The sequence below is a fragment of the Pseudovibrio sp. W74 genome, from assembly GCF_001623085.1.
Taxonomy (GTDB): Bacteria; Pseudomonadota; Alphaproteobacteria; order Rhizobiales; family Stappiaceae; genus Pseudovibrio.
Genome location: NZ_LMCJ01000060.1, coordinates 194,020 through 211,416 on the forward strand (window position 1 = coordinate 194,020; position 17,397 = coordinate 211,416).

The window sequence follows — 17,397 nt, forward strand, 5'->3', positions numbered from 1 at the left end:
GTCTCGTTTTCTAGTGGGCAGCTACTTCAACAATCACAGCCGCCAAATTGCAGGGTATGCGCATCAAAAACGATGCAACAAAAAATTAGTATCTGCCGCGTTTTAGCCATATGCAGCAAATCTGTCCATAAAACCCTACAAAAAAAGAGGCTGGATAAATCCAGCCCCTCTAAACTCTATTGGTTTTCCGCAGCTTTTTCCGGATCATCAATCGCTTCAGCGATCAAACCTGCATTCTGTCGGATAGCAAGTTCAATCTCGTCCGCCAGTTCAGGATTCTCTTTCAGGAAGGTTTTCGAGTTCTCTCGCCCCTGCCCCAGCCGCTGGCTGTTGTAGGAGAACCACGCACCTGACTTCTCAACAATGCCGCCTTTCACACCAAGATCCAGCAATTCTCCCATTTTGGAGATGCCTTCACCGTAGATGATGTCAAACTCAACCTGTTTGAATGGAGGCGCCAGCTTATTTTTCACCACTTTCACGCGGGTCTGGTTACCAACAATTTCGTCACGATCTTTAATCGCACCGATACGGCGGATATCCAAACGCACAGAAGCATAGAACTTGAGCGCGTTACCACCGGTTGTCGTCTCAGGCGAACCAAACATCACACCGATCTTCATGCGGATCTGGTTAATGAAGATCACCATGGTGTTGGATTTGGAAATGGAAGCGGTCAGCTTGCGCAGCGCCTGGCTCATCAAACGAGCCTGCAGGCCAGGGAGCGAATCGCCCATCTCACCTTCAAGTTCGGCTTTTGGCGTCAGCGCAGCAACAGAATCGATCACCAGCACATCAATCGCACCAGAGCGAACCAGCGTATCGGCGATCTCAAGTGCCTGTTCACCAGCATCCGGCTGAGAGATGAGCAGGTCATCAATATTCACACCGAGCTTGCGTGCATAAATCGGGTCCAGCGCATGTTCAGCATCAATAAAGGCGCAAATTCCGCCTCCTTGCTGCGCACAGGCAACTGTGTGCAAAGCCAGCGTGGTTTTACCGGAGCTTTCAGGTCCATAGATCTCAACGATACGCCCTTTTGGCAGTCCGCCGATTCCAAGGCCGATATCAAGACTGAGAGAACCAGTCGAGACGCTCTGGATTTCTACGGCCTGCCCCTGGCCCATGCGCATAATGGAGCCTTTACCAAAGGCTCGTTCAATTTGGGAAAGCGCTGCATCCAGTGCTTTATTCTTGTCCATCTGATTGCCCTCAACAAGGCGAAGTGAAGTTTGTGCCATACGTTCTCATCCCTTATTCCACGATGGACGCGTAGTTTCAAAGTCAGTTATTTGTACTCACTTTGTTCCAACTTCGCAATACCTGATAACTAACTAATAAAAATGGATTAATTTCAATGCGTTCTCCTATTGTTCAACATGTAGATAACTTTTCCCGACACCTGTTTGGGGGAACGTATCTGGAATCAAACAGCAAAATGCACTTTTGATACATCACCCACAGTCTGTATTTGCTCGTAGCTTGCTTTGGCCAACCACATTGCATATCAACTGTCTTTCGATGTCGGGAGGAGAATTGGTTATGTCCACTAAAAAGGTCGGAGTAATCGGAGCAATCCATCTGGACAGGATTGCCCATGCAGATCGACCATTCAAGCCGGACACCTCAACACCCGGGAAAATTATGTCCCGTGCTGGAGGTGTTGGAGCAAACATTGCACGCGCAATGGCCCGGCTGGGCATGCAACCAACAATGCATGGATGTCTGGGGGACGATGCAGACGGAGCATTCCTCGCAAAAAGTCTGACAGACTGCGGGATTGATACCTCCAGTATCACCACTGTCGCAGACGGTCGAACAGGATCCTATCTGGCGCTTCACAATCCGGATGGCACATTGTTCTCCGCTATTTCGGACAGTGAGATCACAGCAAAGGTAAGTTTCTCAGACGCAAATCCAATCCCGCAGGCTCTGCTGGACTGCGATATCTGGCTCTGTGAAACCAATCTGGAAGAAGCAACGCTTCTCTCACTTGCCAATGCCAAGGAGCATCGCCTTCTCGCAGCAGACACCGTCTCAATTGCGAAAGCGCCAAAACTGCGTCCCCTCCTCTCAAAAATCGACATTCTTTTTACCAACACAGATGAAGCCACAGCTTTTTTGGAGTGCAAACCAGGAGAATTCTCAGCAGAAGAACTAGCTCGAAAGCTGGCAACTGCGGGCATTCCAATTGTTCTGGTCAGCAATTCCAACAAGCCACTGGCTCTTCACTGTGCAGGCAGCACAAGCTCGCACACTCCATTTTCTGTTGTTCCCGTAGATGTCACCGGTGCCGGTGATGCCTTCATTGCAGGCTTTCTTTATGCAAGTTGCCTCAATGAAGCCCCGGTTTCAGCAGTAAAAAGCGGTCTTGCCTCTGCATCAATTACAGTGGAAGCGACCGGCGCTGCGCCAGAAACGCTTTCACCCCAATCGCTTAAAGCTCGTTTATTAGAACATGCCTAAGCACCAACAACATACGAAAGACTGGGAAAACCATGGGAAGTTCAATTAAAATCCATCATTCAAAAGAAGTTGCAGATGCTCTGAGCAGTGGCGCCCCTATTGTTGCGCTGGAGTCCACCATCATTACCCATGGCATGCCGTACCCGCAAAACGTTGAAACTGCCCGCGAAGTAGAACAGATCATCCGTGACGGTGGCGCAGTCCCTGCGACAATCGCTGTGTTGAACGGCGAGCTGCATGTGGGTCTGGAAGACAGCACTCTGGAAGAACTGGCAAACGCTAAAGACGTCATGAAGTGCTCCCGCGCAGACCTTTCCTTCGCTATGGCGCTGGGTAAAAACGGCTCCACAACCGTAGCCGCAACCATGATGGCAGCACACGCAGCTGGCATCCGCGTGTTCGCAACCGGCGGCATCGGCGGTGTCCATAAAGGCGCAGAAACCAGCTTCGATATCTCAGCTGACCTGGATGAGTTGTCCCGCACTCCAGTCTGTGTTGTTTCCGCAGGTGCAAAAGCGCTGCTCGACATTCCAAAGACACTGGAAGTTCTGGAAACACGCGGCGTTCCGGTCATTGGTTTCAACTGTAAAAACGTGCCTGCTTTCTGGTCCCGCGATTCAAAGATCAAAGCGCCTTACAGCCTGGACGATGCTTCAGAGATCTCCAAGCTCATCAAGTTCCGCGAAACATTTGGCGACCACGGCGGCATGCTCGTCACCAACCCGGTACCTGTTGAAGATGAAATCCCATCTGACGAAATGCAGGTGTTCATCGATGCCTCCATTCAGGCAGCAGAAGAGCAAAACATCACCGGCAAGGAAGTCACCCCATTCGTGCTGCAAGACATTTTCGAGCGCACTAAGGGCCGCAGCCTCGCAACCAACATTGCGCTTGTTAAAAACAACGCAAAGCTTGCTACTAAAATCGCTTGTGGTTTGACTGCGTAAGCAACTTTTAACCCAAGAAATAATGTAAATCCGGGTTGGCCCTTCCAATCCGGATTTTTTATGTACGATCAGCACCATTTTTCAAAAGCACCCCGACACGTGTAGTCAACTCAAATCATGCAGAGACTTTCACATCTCTTTGATCGAAAGATTCCGTTGTTTTTCGGTCCCGATTATTTTAGGTGTTCTAAAGCTATAGAATTTTACATCTCTGTGTTTCTATTGGCGCATCTGCATCTTGTGGTCATATAGTGCTCATCAAAACGCCATCAGGCGGGCATATGCGAGAAAGGCCGATCCCATTTAATGGGTGGCTCCATTGAAATCACGCCAAACAGAATTGCGCGGTTGGCGGCAGCTGCTTCTGTTTTTGTCACCCGCAGGATTTACGCTATGAAGAAACTCATTTTTATCGGATTAACTGCAGCTCTCGCGGCTTGCCAAAGCGGCCCATCCAATCGCAGTGGTCAGCCAACTATTCGCGCGGACGCAGATTCTCAAACCATTCAGATCAACGCGTCTCCTGAAACTGTTCGCAAAACACTGGTCGATAGCGCAAGCGCACGCGGCACCATCGTGCAGCAGAATGAACCAAACATGGTGGTTATGGAGAGCTACCTGCGCGGTGACAGTCCTGTGTTCGATAACGAGTTCGGCCCATCTGATGCTGGTGAACGTGCCTATCGCATTCGTGTTCGCTTCTCTGGCGCACAGTGTTCTACAAATGTTGTTCAGGACATTGCTTTAGTCAACAACATCTACACGCCAGAAGAACGCGCTTTCCAAGTTCCCGCAAACTCTGCCTCTATGCAAAATTTGCAGCGCTTGAAATCCAACGCGGAAAACTCTTCCGGCTGCGTCTGACGAGCAGCAAAATCAGATATCAAAAGGCCGGAAAGCTTCACAGCTCTCCGGCCTTTTGCATTAAAGAGTAAGAAACTACAGCGTATCTCCGAAAAGTGGAAACCGGCTTTCGGATAAAGATACGCAAAAACAAAGGCTAAAGCAGTTCAGGTGTTTCAACTTAAATGCGAACTGCTTTAGGCGCGTTCTTGCGTCTTGGCTTCCAGAGTTTCTTTCACGGTTGTTGCAAGCTGCTTGAGTGTGAACGGCTTCGGCAAGAAGGTGAAACTTTCCTCAGCAGGCAAGTTCTTCTCAAACGCATCCTCAGCATAGCCAGAGATAAAGATGATCTTCAGGTCAGGACGCGTCTTGCGCAGCTCAATAAGCAGGCTTGGCCCATCCATTTCTGGCATCACCACGTCAGAAACCACAAGGTCAATCGCCCCGCCTGTTTCTTCCATCACTTCCAATGCTTCAGTGCCGGAACCTGCTTCATAAACCTCATAGCCGCGGCCACCTAATGCACGTGCGGCGAAGGCCCGTACAGCCTCTTCGTCCTCAACAAGAAGAATGGTTGCAGAACCAGTCAGGTCAGCCTCTGTTACTTCCTGTTCCGGCTTAACCTCAACCACCTCTTCCTTCTCAGTGGAGATGTGACGCGGCAGGAAGATGCGGAACGTGGTACCCACACTAACTTCACTGGTGCAGAACACATAGCCACCAGTCTGCTTCACAATGCCATAAACAGTGGAAAGCCCAAGACCCGTTCCTTTACCAACATCTTTGGTCGAGAAGAACGGCTCAAAGATCTTGTCCATCACGTCCTGAGACATACCATGGCCATTATCAGCAACCTCGATCAGAACATACTCACCTGGTGGCATACCGCGCGTGTTCTCATAGGTTTTGGAAACAGCCTCTTCCACATTAAGCGTGCGGATGGAGACTTCGCCTCCACCTTCCATCGCATCACGGGCGTTCACAGCAAGGTTGACAATCACCTGCTCAAGCTGGTTCACATCCGCCATCACTGGCCACAGCTCCCGGCCATGTACCAACTTCAGCTCAATCTTCTCACCAAGCAGACGGTCCAGCAAAATGGAAACATCAGCAAGCACATCCGCAAGTGCCAGCTCTTGCGGACGCAAGGTCTGACGGCGGGAGAACGCGAGCAGCTGACGCACTAGACCTGCTGCCCTGTTCGCATTCTGCTTGATGTTCATGATGTCCTGGAATGCCGGATCTGTAGGCCGGTGACTTGCCAGCAACAGATCAGAGAACCCGATAATCGCGGTCAGAACGTTATTGAAATCATGAGCAACACCACCCGCCAGCTGACCGATCGCCTGCATCTTCTGGCTCTGCGCAAACTGCGCTTCAAGAGCGCGCTGCTGTGTGGTTTCCAGAACATAGATCACCGCAGCATCTTCACCGGCCTGACTGTCCTGCACTGCAGAAACGTAGAAGGTTGCGGAGCGTGGATCGCCATTGCCTTTGAGTGAGACGTCAAGCGGTGCAATCTCGCTCTTGCCCAGCGCAGCTTCCTCCAGCGCGCTTTGCAGAGCAACGCGGTCAGTTTCAACGACAAACTCGGTGAGTTTCACATCCTTGCCAAGGCCTTCACCTTGCTCGAACAAGCGCATGAACGGGCCATTGGTGCGTTCCACAAGACCGTTCTTGTCGATAGAGGCAATCGCGACAGGTGTGTTGTTGAAGAAGCGTGAGAAGCGCACTTCTGCAGCCCGCAGCGCCTCTTCATCATCATTGCCCGCAGAGCGATTGATCACAAGCGTACGGCTGTCGCCAGCAAGCCCATCAGCTCCAAACGGCACACGGTGTACAAGGCGCACAGGCAGCCCGGTGCCACTGCGGGTCACCAGATCAATATCGAAACTCTCGGTTTTGACTTCCCCTTCAGAACCTTGCAGCGCCTCAACAAGAGCTGCCCCTTCTCCGCGCACGATGTCTTTCAAAGACAGTTCGCCGGAGATGAATTGGGTCAGATCATAGCCAAGCCAATCAGCAAGTGTCGCATTCAGGTAGACCAGCTTGCCGGTGCTGTCAGAGGAGAAGAACCCGCAGGGCGCATGGTCAAGGAAGTTGATAACTCTCTGCAGCTCCTGGAAGGAGTTTTCCTGTTCGGTACGGTCACGGGTGATATCAGAGACCTGCCAGATGGTAATGCCGCTTTCAACACCAACCGCTGCATCCTGATCCAGCGGTCGAACGCTGATACGATACCAACGCGCGCCGCTGGCAACCTCACCAACCGCATTCGGCAGGCGCACTTCTTCTGTTGCATATCGTCCGCTCCGCACCGCTTGCGACAGCCGGAATATGGCATCAGCAGCATCCGGGTCTGACGAAAACACCCGCTCCACCGTGCGCACATCCGCAGGTCCACGCGCCCCCGTCAACTCAGCATAGGACTGGTTGGCGTAGATGATACGGCCATTATGATCAGCCAGCAGAACACCATCATCAAGCGAGTTCATGAAGGATTCAGCAAGCGGATTGCGATGGGTTTTGGAGATGAACCGTAAAAGGCCAATGGCCATGGCGAAGAGAGAGAACACCCCGACAACGGCCAGAACACCCAGGAGCCCCAAAATATAGGGCTCCGCCTGTTCCTTGCGCATCAACGCGAAGGCGGCTGTCGCTGCAACAAGGCCTAATGCAAGCAGCATCAAGGCCCCAAGGCTGCCTCCCTTGTCTGTCCTGTCTATCACCGGCTCAGGTCGCCGCGCTTCGGTCTTCGTCATCTTACCCTCTCTACGGCTGCCCCGCAGACGATTTGACTCCATCGCGCCATGAGAATAGTCCGCTCCAAAGCCGACACTCCGGCACGCATGTGCCGTTAAGACCGCCAGCTCTTCTTTTTACGCAGCTGCATGACATAACCAATCACCTTCGCAACCGCGGCGTAGTGCTCCTCAGGCACATAATCATTCAATTCTATCGTTGCATACAACGCACGTGCCAGCGGTGGGTTCTCCACGATCGGCACATCAGATTCCTTCGCAACCTCTCGTATGCGGAGCGCCAGTTCATCCATCCCAAGCGCAACACATTGCGGTGCTCCCATGCCCTCTTCATAACTCAGGGCAACCGCGTAGTGGGTCGGGTTTGTAATAACAACCGTCGCATCCGGCACACTTGCCATCATTCTGTTGCGTGAACGCTGAAGGCGCAACTCTCGAATTTTGGCTTTAATCTTGGGATCACCCTCAGATTGCTTGTATTCCTCTTTCACTTCCTGCTGGGTCATCTTTTGCTTTTCGAACCATTTTTTCCGTTGCCACACCAAGTCGGCTCCGGCAACAACAGTCATAAGCGCAAGAATTGCTCCAATCACCATAATAGCAAGTTCGCGGACCTCCTCCAGCACAAGGCCCGTTTCTCTGAACACCACTGTATCCAGACGGTCTCTTTCCGGCCACAGCACCAGAAAGACAACCACAGCAACCGCAATGATCTTCACGAGCCCTTTCAGAAAGTTCGCAAGGCTGTCTTTAGAGAACAACCTCTTCATTCCTGAAAGCGGCGAGATCTTGTTCAACTTCGGCTTCAACCGTTCAGCTGTCCAAAGTGGTTTGTGTTGAACCACATTGCCAACAACGGCGAGCACCAGAAGTGTGAGCAACGGCAGTGCCACCACACCAAGTATTTCAGGCCCAGTTATTTCTAAAAGGAAAACAAGAGCACCCGGATCAACAGCAATCGTGTCTGCGTGGGCAAAAAAGCCCTTTAAAATGGTAGAAATGCCCCCAACCATCGCAGGCGCGAGGAAAGAAATCACCAAAGCGGTCCCCAACAACGAGAACCAGGCACTCACTTCCTGCGATTTCGGTATGTCCCCTTTCTCGAATGCATCATCGAGCCGTTTTTGGGTGGGGTCCTCGGTTTTCTCCGAATCGTCGGTATCTTCAGCCATCACATCCCTCGTTAATTCAGCAGGAACGGCTGAAGCGCATTTCGGAACTCCGTCAGGTAAAAACCCATCAGCGTTGAAAGCAGCAATAGGAAGATACCAAACCCGATCAGAATATTGACCGGCATGGCGATGAAGAAGATTTGCATCTGTGGCATCAGCTTATTCAGCAGGCCCAGACTGAAGTAAAACACGATCCCGACAACAATGAACGGCGCACCCATGCGAAGTGCGACAGAGAACATGTGCGACACCGTCGCGATTGCCTGCGCTGAGAGGTCCCCAACCGGCAACGGATTACCGGGAGGAAACAGCGTGAAACTGTCCTGCATGGCCGCAATCATCACGTAATGCAGGTTGGTCACAAACACCATGCAGATGCCAAGCACGTTCAGGAAGTTGCCCATCAACGCGCCCTGTTGACCAGAGTTCGTCGCATCGCCGCCCATCGCAAAGGCAAGGCCGGATTGGTTGGCCATGATCGTACCAGCAGTAGAAAGGGCGTAGGAAATCAGCTTCATCGACAGACCGATGAAGAATCCAACCAAAAGCTCCCCACCCAGCAAACCCAGCAGGCGCGGCAGACTGCTCATGGCATCTGGCGGATAAAGATCAGCATTGATGGGCGCCAGCACGTAGGTCATCAAAAGCGCGATGGTCAGGCGGACACGGACTGGAATGAAGGATTCGCCAAAGGCAGGCACGAGCATAAACATTGTGCCGATGCGCGCAAACATCAGCAGGAAACCCATAACGATCACCGGTAGAAAATCCAGATTGACCGTCACAAATTTGCCCCCAGAATGCGCGCCGCCCTGCGCTGTATGTCGTTCAATATCCGGAGATAATCAACCCGGCAATGCGGTTTGTAAAAGAATTCATCAACTCCCCCATGAAAGGAAGTGTCACGAGCAACGCAATAAAGATACTCAGGATCTTAGGAACAAACACCAGCGTCTGTTCCTGAATTTGTGTCAGCGCCTGAAACAGCGCTACAATCACACCAACCAGAAGCCCGATAAGCATCACAGGAGACGACACCAGAATAAGCGTCCATATGCCCTCGCTGGCAATATCCAGCACTTCTGCTCCGCTCATCCTGCTTTAACCACCCTCTCACTCATCACCTTGGCACTGACACATATAGCCAGGCTGTTAGATTGGCATCCGCATAATTTCTTCATACGCAGAAATAACGCGGTCACGAACCGAAACAACGGTCTCCAGAGCAAGCTCAGTCTCGGCAACCGCTGTCACCACATCCACCACATTGGCTTTGCCCTGCAACAGGTTAAGGGACTGCACGTCAGCAACCTGACCGCCCTCGTTGATCTCGCTGATCGCAGACTGCACCATATTGCCAAAAGCACCGCTTTTGTCACCGCTCTCACTGGCAGCTTCAAGTGGATTGCTCAGTTTTGCTGTGTTTGCATAAGCACTTGCAGCAATAGAAGCATTAGACATGATTGTATCTCCTTCCGGTGTCAACCAACCGGTCATCAACCTCTAAGAATATCGAGTGTTTTCTGCATCATGGAACGTGAAGACTTCACTACATTCAGGTTCGCTTCATAAGAGCGGGTCGCTTCCTGCATATCCGCCATCTCAACCAGCGTGCTCACATTCGGCATCTTCACGTAGCCTTTGTCATTCGCAGCCGGGTGGTCCGGTTCATACCGAAGCTTGAACTCGCTCTGGTCTTCACGCACCTTGCCAAGCTTCACCAGCTCAGCTTCCACCTTACTGTCAAAACTGTTTGTGAATGTGGGAACCTTGCGGCGATACGGATCCTCACCCGGTGTCTGGCCGGTGGAATCAGCGTTGGCAATGTTCTCTGCGATCACCCGCATGCGACCTGTCTGAGCCTTCAGCCCGGACGCCGCAATAAACATCGACTTAATAAAATCCATGGGTTTCTCCCACATTAACCTCAGTGCTCATCACACCAAGGCAACTGCTCTCACTCATCGTCTCAGCGCGGTCTTGAACATGCCAAGGCTGCGCGTATAGAGGCTTGTTGCTGTCTGATAGTCGATCTGGTTCTCGGCGATCTTCATCATCTGCTCTTCAAGAACCACACTGTTGCCGTCTGGAGTTCTTTCAAAGCTGGAAGCCTTGCTTACTTTCGTCCCGACACCAGCGCTGATCCCGCCACTTGTAATGTGCCCGGCATTTGTCGCTACAGGACGCAACGCACTGGATCCAGCCTCGGCCTTGACCATGTCACCAAAGCTCAGATCCTTCAGGTCCTTGCTGCGGTAACCAGGCGTATCTGCATTGGCAACATTTTCAGCCAGTACACCCTGACGTTGTTGGTGCCATTGCATCTTTTGGCGCAACGCCTGAAACATCGGAAGATCAGTTAAGGCCATCTGACAGCACAACCTATGAGAACAGATTTGGTAAATTAAACTAGGTAGAAAGTGCCTAGGCAATGGTTAACAAAAAGTTAACATTAAGGTTCTATTAATATTTACGCACCGAAGAATCCTTAAAAAGCAGAGCACTACCGAAATTCCGAGCGCATCAGAGCACTGAAAAGAATCATGGGCTTTAGCACCTATTAAGAATTGTGGCCTGAGAAGTGGAATATTTTGCCGAGCCAGCAAAATTCACCCGTCCAAAAGTGCAATTTCGTGATTTTCGCGTAAAAACTCGGGTAACGCCACCAACTTCATCCCTGTGAACTGTTCATTCTACATAAACTATAGGTTACAAATGCGCGCATGAGTTAATGCGGGGATTCGTACCCCAATTCCGGGCTGTTTTATCAAAAGAGCAGTCCGCTGAATGCTGAATACGAGTTGAGGAACATTCATGCCTGACTGGCTGGCCCAAACCACTGGTATGTCGCAGGGAAGCGCACAGCTTCTTGCTGTCGTACTGGCGATGTTGATTATCGCGGTTCTCATCGCGGTCTGCATTCCGCTTTTGAAGCGCTTAGCAAGAACCAGTTACAAGGGGTCGCGAAGTCGCCAACCTCGTCTTGCAATCATGGATGCGACCGATATCGATGCGCGGCGCAGATTACTGCTTGTCCGCCGAGACAATGTTGAGCACCTCATCATGATTGGGGGCGCCAACGACGTTGTTGTTGAGCAAGGCATCATTCGTGGCATGCCGGTCTCGGCCCCGCCTCGCGGACAGATGTTTACAGGCAATGGGCAAGTCGGCACCACACCGGCAACACCAGAACAAACGCCCTCTTCAGAAGAACCAACAGCACGCCTGAACTGGGGTGAAGACACCGCGCCTGTAACGGCAGAGGTAAAACCTGCACCTGCAAGTCGCCCAGCTCCAAAGCAGCAGCCTGAAGTAAAGGCACCTGCACAACCTCTCGCAACAGCACCTGCCCCGGCGCCAGCAGCAATCAAAGAAAAAGTTGCTACTATGCCTCAGGCAGCGCCAATCCCACAAGCTGCAGCAGCAGGGCACATAGCATCTGCGCGCCCGGTAAGACCAGCTGCCCCAGCATCAGCACCAGCATCAGCAGCGACGCCAGCAGGTAGACCAGCCGCTTTGCAGACGCCAACCATCGGCGGCGCACGCGGCGTTCAAAAAGTAGCGGCACGCCCAATAACAGCACGCCCGTCTCCAGCGCGTCCGGCCTCACCACGCTCACTCAGCCCCTCTCAGCCAAGCCCAGCCGTGAAGCAGGCGGAGCCGATTGCGCCAGTACCAGAGAAAACTGCAGAAAAGCCTGCACCTAAACCGGAAGCGCCACAGCCAGAAGCACCGGCAGCATCCAAGCCTATTCCAAAAGCGGCAATGAAACCGCCTTTGAACGGTCCGGCAGCAAACGCAGCAAGTGCTTTCATGCGCCCTCGGGTAACTGAGACACCGGCCAAAGTGCAGGGCGAAAAGAAAGACACGCCAAAACCTGAGGCTGCTGCCGAAAAGCCTGTCGCAAAAGCTGAAGCTGCCGCTGAAAAGCCTGTGCTGAAGCAAGAAGAGACAAAAGCTGACGCAGCACCAGCAGCTATTCCAGCTGAAAAAGCAGAGGCCGCGCCAAGCCCTGCTGCAGAGCAGAAGCCTGAGCCAGCCAAGGCAAAGGAAAAAGCCGCCAGCAAAGCAAAAGCCAAGAAGCCAGCTAAGCCGGAAAAGGCACCTGAAGCTGAGAAACCAGTAAAGCAGGAAGAGAAGGCAGAAAAGCCGGTAGCTTCCGAAACTGCTCCTAAAAAAGCAGAGAAAACATCACCTAAAGATGATCCCAGCGAAGCTGTAGATGGCATCGCAAAGGAAATGGCAGACCTGCTAGATGACATTGAGGCCAACACAAAATAATTTAGCAGGAATGGTGAAAGCAAAGCTGAGCGAAAACAAAGGCCGATTGGGGCTTTTGGGTTTCGCTCTCTTGCTTTTCTGGTTCGGCCCTGCTGCTGCTCAAAGCATTTCAATTGATTTTGGAGGCGGAGAAGGCAACTCGGTTACAGAGCGCGCTGTTCAGCTGGTTATGCTGCTCACAGTGCTCTCACTGGCGCCGAGCATCCTGATTATGGTGACAAGCTTCACACGTATCGTTGTGGTTCTTTCACTGCTCCGCTCTGCAATCGGGCTTCAGACTGCACCACCAAACGCGGTCATGCTATCCCTTGCCATGTTCCTGACAGCCTTCGTCATGGCCCCAGCCTTTGAAACTGCATGGGATCTGGGCGCAAAGCCCATGATTGAAGGCACCATCGACCCGCAAGAAGCATTCAATCGGGCATCCGAACCCTTTCACGAGTTCATGCGTCAACAAGTACGCGAAACTGATCTCCTGCTCTTCCAGGAACTCGCAAAGGCCCCTGCCCCGGAAACTCCTGAAGAGCTGAGCCTGCGCGTTCTCGTACCAGCCTTCATGATCAGCGAGTTGCGCCGCGCCTTTGAAATCGGCTTCCTGCTCTACCTGCCGTTCCTCATCATCGACCTCGTGATTGCATCAGTCCTGATGTCCATGGGTATGATGATGCTGCCACCAATCGTGATCTCGCTACCATTCAAGCTCATCTTCTTTGTGCTCGTAGACGGCTGGCAACTGATCGCAGGCAGCCTGGTCCGAAGTTTCGGCGGTTAGCCTCTTCCCCGTTCAGTCAGACATCAAACAAAACACCGCATGAAAGGTCATGCGGTGTTAAAACTGCTTCACGAAGAGGCTGCTTAAGCAGCTCCCTCTTTGGTATCTTCGGGATAGAGGAAAGCTTCCTCAGTCGGAATGATCGGCGTTGCTGAGAGATATTGACGTCTGTACTCCTCAAGGAAGGATACAAGACTATCCCCGCCACCAATCGACTTGGCAACATTCAGGAACTCAACGCCGCGGTCATCAATAGGCCGCGTCACAATCTCAAATGTTTCAGCCTGCGGTGACTCGCTCATTTTCTGCGAGTATTTCTGCCGCAGCCGCTCAAGACCTAAGCTATCCTCAGCCAGTGTATAGGCAATCGCCGCGCGGATGACATCAACACGCTCATGGTCAGCAAGCGGCACTTCATCAGACCAGCGACTGCCGTTCATCTGTTCCAGCTGCTCACCAGCCTTCCGCCAGGATCGTGCCGACCAAAGCGTATCAGCCCGCAAACGATCCACGTCAGAGCCAGACATGTTACGCACCAGCTCCAGAGCAAGATCAGGACGCCCGCTCTCACTCAAAGCACGCGCCTCAACAATGTTTCGCTGGCGCTGCAAAGCAGCCGGCAATTGCCCCTGACGCGTTTGCGAAAGCACCCGCAGCGCTTCTTCCGGCTTCCGGTTCAGCAGATAAACAACAGCCAGATCAGCAGCGATCTGTGCACGCGCAGCACCTTTCAGACGCTTGTCGATCTGATGCCGCAAAACAGAAGCAGCCTGATCCAACAGGTCCATATCAATCAGACGGCTGGCCAGCATCCGCGCCATTTCATCACCTTGACGTCCAGCTGGCACCAACTCCCGGAAATCATAAAACAGCGCAAGCGCCTTCACAGGCTCCAGAGCTTGTGCCCTGCCTTCAAGGAACAGGGTTGCAAAGACAGATCCCATTTCCTGCTGAATGTTCGAAGTGATTTCCGCGCCTGCATCAGATTGTACAGCCTGAGACATCGCCTCAAAGGCCCGGCGGTAATTACCTTCCTGCGCATGCAGCTGAGCCATCAGCCGCAGTGTCTTCAGCTCAGTTTCATCACCACGCCACGACGCAGCAAGCCCCTCCAGTTCGGAAAGAGCTTCATCCGCGTCAATCAAACCATCCCGATACCGCAGCTTCACACTCAGGAACTTGGCTTCTGCAGCCTCCGGCCCATCACTGGAGCGTACCACCAGATCATACACATCCAGTGCTTCCTGTGAGCGACCAGAAGCATCGGCAATCCGCCCGCGCAACAAGTCATACTGAATGGCCTGCTCTTCATTCACATCAGAAGGCTCAATCTGCGACAAAGCCCCCAGCGCCCGGCCATAGTTCCCAAGAGCCAGATGCGTTTTTGCAGCCGCAAGGTTGAAATACACCTGCAACATCACCGGATAATTGGCCATAACAGCCAACCCACGCCCAAGATTTGCATGAGCGCCCTGCCAGTCCCCTAAAGAGGAATGCGCAAAGGTCCGCCACACCGCAGCATCAGGACTGCTGGCAAGTTCAGGAGCTGCAAGATACTCAAGCGCTTCACCTGGTCGCGACGCCAACATCTGCGCAGCGCCCATCATCACGTTGAAGGTGGCATCTTTCTCGATGAGAGGATCGTCCTCTTCCATGATGCGCAAGGTGCCAATAGCTTCCTGCGCAAATCCACTGGAGAGGAAAAACCGCGCCATATCCAGACGTGGACCGCTCAACTGCTCCGGATCAGCCTTCGCAATCGCATCCTCATGCGCCCGAAGGCCTTGCATGTAATCCTCAGGCTTTTGCTGGTCCAGCTGCGCAAATTCAATCAGGCCCGGTTGTGTCGGGTCCTTAACATGAGCGCCAATCGTCGTGCCTTTGGAAAGACCACGATTCGAAATCTTCAATCCGTCAGGTCTGGAGATCACAAGATCTTCACCCGACAACTCAACATCAATACCATCAGCACTCGGAACAACCGCAAGTCCCTGAGAACTGCGCAGAATCTGTACCTGAGGGAACCGGTGCGATTTTAAAATACCACGAACAGGCGCAGGACCACTGACCACATAAATCCGGTCGCCGACGCTTTTGTCAGTTAGCACATGCAACCGCCCACTTGCACCAAACGGCAAACGCAGAACATTCGAGCCATCACCCTGTACATTCCGTTCAACATCAACCGGATCGGTCTTTGTCGAGATCGACGGCCCCAAAGTAATCGCCCAGGCGTCATCCTGATACTCGATAGAGATCAATGTGGTCCGCTTCAGGTCAAACCGCAGCACCTGCGCGCCATCAACTTCATCAAGTTCCACCTTGCGCGCAAGATCACTCAAAACGGCTGGAATACCGCGCCCATCCAGATGCTCCTCACTGTCGAACACCGCCCAGACTTTTTCATCACGGCGGAAAACAGCAGCACCAACCTCGTTCTCAAACGGAAACACCAGACGAACAGTATCACCAATGCGATACGTCTCAACGCCAACAACACGCGCTGCAGCGTCGTTCTCTTCCTGAATAATTGTTTCAGCAGAAGCACGACGCGCAATCGGCAACTCCTCGTCTGCATCAGCAACAACAGCTGCAGCAGCCGGAACAGCATCAGCGCCCGCACCTTGCTCAGGTGCAAGCGTCACTGGTATCGAGGTCTGCCCACCTGCATTCACAACCTCGGCAATGAGATCGGTTTCCGGAATGACCTCAGCAACAGGTGCCACATCAGTTTCAGGCGCTGGCTCAGGTTTCACACGGCGAACAGGTTGCGCCTTTACAACAACAGCTTCAACGGGCTCTGGCTCTTTGCCAACCTCAGCCTGCAAGTCTTCTTCCGAAGGCTTTGATAGAGGGATGTCAGCTGGAGCAGGCCTGTCAACCGGATCACCAATGCGTTCCAACTCCGGCTTCGCAACTGGCAACGGCATCTGCGGAAAATCAAGGCCATCATTCACGCTGGTTTGAGCGGTCTGAACAGGTTGAGGCGTCGGAAACAGACTGCCCGGAGCAGCAACCCGAGCCTGATCAACAGCAGCAGACACGGCAGGTGCAATTGCAGCGGGTGCCACATCTTTATTACCAAGCGTGTTTATGACATTCGAAGCGCCTTGCGGCACATCTCCATCGCCAAAAAGCTCATCGCGAACTTCAGAAACCCGAGGATCCAACTGGCCGATGTCTTCAGGCGTGACATCAACAATAAGCTGCTTCCCCTCCTGAAAAGATCGCACATCAACACTCGGATCAACAATCATGTTGAAGATCAGATCATTGTCACGGGTTTGCGAGCCAACATCCAGCACAGTACCCGGTAGACTTGCTTTAAACTGAGACAGATCCAGATCAGCAGCCTGATCAAACTTGACACGAATATTGTTTCCGTTGCGCTCAAACGCACTGCCAACCTTCACATTCCAATCGAAGATCAGGCGCGTGAATGTTGGATGCGTCCCAATCCGCAGCTTGACCTTGATCTCCTGATCTTCAAGCGCGTTCGCTTCTTCCAGCACACGAATACGTTCAAGCGCCTCCGCAGCCCGTCGGGCAAGCTCATCAACCACATCCTGAGGCAAGGACGGAGGCCGGCCCTCGTAATTGGCAGGAAGCAGATCGATAAAGAGCTTCTCACCAGCTTCCATACTGTTGATGTTAACCGGCTGCCGCAATGCAAAACGCAGTGCAGCACCATCAGGATCAGCACGGGCAATGGAGATGTAGTCCATCAATGCTTCCGGCACATCATCAACATCCGCTGCAATGCCATCCGGAAAGGAGATGCGCAGGACACTGGTGGAAATGGAAGCTTCATAGGGTGGCAACAACGAGCGATCCGGGAACGTGATTACCATGCGGGCAAAGTTGCCGGTGTCTTCAACCTCAAGAACAGCAGAAGCTGGCTCGGCCCAGGCACTTAAAACATTGCCCCCTAAGGCAGTTGTGGCGAGCATGAAGGAGACAAGCCAAGCCTTGCCCTTTACCCTCACAATGCGTGCTCCATGCAATGCACGGCGCGGCACAAAAGGTAAAGTGGCGCGCAGAACGGAACGCTTCTGCTTATCTTTAAGGTCGCCCCCAAAATCGCCCATGCCCGATTCTTACTCCTAAAATTAATTAGGTATCTGTAACAATTGGCTATTAACGCAAGCTTACAG

General features: G+C 52.6%; 14 protein-coding genes. 5 read left to right on the forward strand and 9 right to left on the reverse strand.

The window, feature by feature from the left end; genetic code table 11:
• Nucleotides 1-176: 176 nt before the first annotated feature.
• Nucleotides 177-1,241, reverse strand: coding sequence for a recombinase RecA (gene recA, locus PsW74_RS26030; RefSeq protein WP_057462600.1), 1,065 nt, complete (start codon nucleotides 1,239-1,241; stop codon nucleotides 177-179).
• A gap of 301 nt (nucleotides 1,242-1,542) precedes the next feature.
• Here recA and PsW74_RS26035 point away from each other — a divergent pair, with 301 nt between their 5' ends.
• The 3 genes from PsW74_RS26035 to PsW74_RS26045 all read left to right on the forward strand — a co-directional run bounded on the left by PsW74_RS26035 (nucleotide 1,543) and on the right by PsW74_RS26045 (nucleotide 4,277).
• On the forward strand, nucleotides 1,543-2,466 hold the full coding sequence (locus PsW74_RS26035; RefSeq protein ID WP_063289592.1) for a PfkB family carbohydrate kinase: 924 nt from the start codon (nucleotides 1,543-1,545) through the stop codon (nucleotides 2,464-2,466).
• Between the two features lie 32 nt (nucleotides 2,467-2,498).
• Entirely contained in the window at nucleotides 2,499-3,413 is a 915-nt protein-coding gene (locus PsW74_RS26040; RefSeq protein WP_063289593.1) for a pseudouridine-5'-phosphate glycosidase, read from the forward strand.
• A 393-nt stretch (nucleotides 3,414-3,806) separates the two neighbouring features.
• The gene (locus tag PsW74_RS26045) at nucleotides 3,807-4,277 is read left to right on the forward strand and encodes a hypothetical protein (protein ID WP_063289699.1); all 471 of its coding nucleotides are present in this window, start codon (nucleotides 3,807-3,809) and stop codon (nucleotides 4,275-4,277) included.
• Between the two features lie 176 nt (nucleotides 4,278-4,453).
• On the opposite strand, the gene PsW74_RS26050 is transcribed toward PsW74_RS26045, so the two are convergent.
• The 7 genes from PsW74_RS26050 to flgB form a co-directional block, all read right to left on the reverse strand.
• Nucleotides 4,454-7,018 carry an ATP-binding protein gene (locus PsW74_RS26050; protein ID WP_063289594.1) on the reverse strand — a complete coding sequence of 855 codons (2,565 nt, stop codon included), beginning with the start codon at nucleotides 7,016-7,018 and terminating at the stop codon, nucleotides 4,454-4,456.
• 95 nt (nucleotides 7,019-7,113) lie between these two features.
• A complete protein-coding gene (flhB, locus tag PsW74_RS26055; protein ID WP_063289595.1) occupies nucleotides 7,114-8,190 on the reverse strand; it encodes a flagellar biosynthesis protein FlhB in 1,077 nt (358 codons plus the stop codon).
• Nucleotides 8,191-8,201: 11 nt separating this feature from the next.
• A complete protein-coding gene (gene fliR, locus PsW74_RS26060) occupies nucleotides 8,202-8,975 on the reverse strand; it encodes a flagellar biosynthetic protein FliR (RefSeq protein WP_063289596.1) in 774 nt (257 codons plus the stop codon).
• A gap of 43 nt (nucleotides 8,976-9,018) precedes the next feature.
• On the reverse strand, nucleotides 9,019-9,285 hold the full coding sequence (fliQ, locus tag PsW74_RS26065) for a flagellar biosynthesis protein FliQ (RefSeq protein WP_057462613.1): 267 nt from the start codon (nucleotides 9,283-9,285) through the stop codon (nucleotides 9,019-9,021).
• Between the two features lie 57 nt (nucleotides 9,286-9,342).
• Nucleotides 9,343-9,651, reverse strand: a complete 309-nt coding sequence (locus tag PsW74_RS26070; protein WP_208860463.1) for a flagellar hook-basal body complex protein FliE — start codon at nucleotides 9,649-9,651, stop codon at nucleotides 9,343-9,345.
• A 35-nt stretch (nucleotides 9,652-9,686) separates the two neighbouring features.
• Complete coding sequence (flgC, locus tag PsW74_RS26075; protein WP_108818255.1) at nucleotides 9,687-10,097, reverse strand: flagellar basal body rod protein FlgC; 411 nt, start codon at nucleotides 10,095-10,097, stop codon at nucleotides 9,687-9,689.
• A gap of 54 nt (nucleotides 10,098-10,151) precedes the next feature.
• On the reverse strand, nucleotides 10,152-10,559 hold the full coding sequence (gene flgB, locus PsW74_RS26080; protein ID WP_082830713.1) for a flagellar basal body rod protein FlgB: 408 nt from the start codon (nucleotides 10,557-10,559) through the stop codon (nucleotides 10,152-10,154).
• A 445-nt stretch (nucleotides 10,560-11,004) separates the two neighbouring features.
• Between flgB and PsW74_RS26085 the strand changes: the two genes are divergently transcribed.
• Both PsW74_RS26085 and fliP read left to right on the forward strand, forming a co-directional pair.
• Nucleotides 11,005-12,471 (forward strand): flagellar biosynthetic protein FliO, encoded by a 1,467-nt coding sequence (locus PsW74_RS26085; RefSeq protein ID WP_063289600.1) that lies wholly within the window; start codon nucleotides 11,005-11,007, stop codon nucleotides 12,469-12,471.
• Nucleotides 12,472-12,481: 10 nt separating this feature from the next.
• Nucleotides 12,482-13,243, forward strand: coding sequence for a flagellar type III secretion system pore protein FliP (gene fliP / locus PsW74_RS26090; protein WP_082830714.1), 762 nt, complete (start codon nucleotides 12,482-12,484; stop codon nucleotides 13,241-13,243).
• A gap of 83 nt (nucleotides 13,244-13,326) precedes the next feature.
• Here the strand turns inward: fliP and PsW74_RS26095 are convergent, their stop codons facing one another.
• Complete coding sequence (locus tag PsW74_RS26095; RefSeq protein WP_208988170.1) at nucleotides 13,327-17,331, reverse strand: hypothetical protein; 4,005 nt, start codon at nucleotides 17,329-17,331, stop codon at nucleotides 13,327-13,329.
• Nucleotides 17,332-17,397: the final 66 nt, after the last annotated feature.

Excerpts from the sequence above, each read along its gene's own strand:
- fliQ (WP_057462613.1), bottom strand. The coding sequence starts at position 9,285 with ATGAGCGGAGCAGAAGTGCTGGATATTGCCAGCGAGGGCATATGGACG.
- flgB (WP_082830713.1), bottom strand. The coding sequence starts at position 10,559 with ATGGCCTTAACTGATCTTCCGATGTTTCAGGCGTTGCGCCAAAAGATG.
- flgC (WP_108818255.1), bottom strand. The coding sequence starts at position 10,097 with ATGGATTTTATTAAGTCGATGTTTATTGCGGCGTCCGGGCTGAAGGCT.
- PsW74_RS26070 (WP_208860463.1), bottom strand. The coding sequence starts at position 9,651 with ATGTCTAATGCTTCTATTGCTGCAAGTGCTTATGCAAACACAGCAAAA.
- PsW74_RS26040 (WP_063289593.1), top strand. The coding sequence starts at position 2,499 with ATGGGAAGTTCAATTAAAATCCATCATTCAAAAGAAGTTGCAGATGCT.
- fliP (WP_082830714.1), top strand. The coding sequence starts at position 12,482 with ATGGTGAAAGCAAAGCTGAGCGAAAACAAAGGCCGATTGGGGCTTTTG.
- PsW74_RS26050 (WP_063289594.1), bottom strand. The coding sequence starts at position 7,018 with ATGACGAAGACCGAAGCGCGGCGACCTGAGCCGGTGATAGACAGGACA.
- PsW74_RS26035 (WP_063289592.1), top strand. The coding sequence starts at position 1,543 with ATGTCCACTAAAAAGGTCGGAGTAATCGGAGCAATCCATCTGGACAGG.
- PsW74_RS26045 (WP_063289699.1), top strand. The coding sequence starts at position 3,807 with ATGAAGAAACTCATTTTTATCGGATTAACTGCAGCTCTCGCGGCTTGC.
- PsW74_RS26095 (WP_208988170.1), bottom strand. The coding sequence starts at position 17,331 with ATGGGCGATTTTGGGGGCGACCTTAAAGATAAGCAGAAGCGTTCCGTT.
- recA (WP_057462600.1), bottom strand. The coding sequence starts at position 1,241 with ATGGCACAAACTTCACTTCGCCTTGTTGAGGGCAATCAGATGGACAAG.
- flhB (WP_063289595.1), bottom strand. The coding sequence starts at position 8,190 with ATGGCTGAAGATACCGACGATTCGGAGAAAACCGAGGACCCCACCCAA.
- PsW74_RS26085 (WP_063289600.1), top strand. The coding sequence starts at position 11,005 with ATGCCTGACTGGCTGGCCCAAACCACTGGTATGTCGCAGGGAAGCGCA.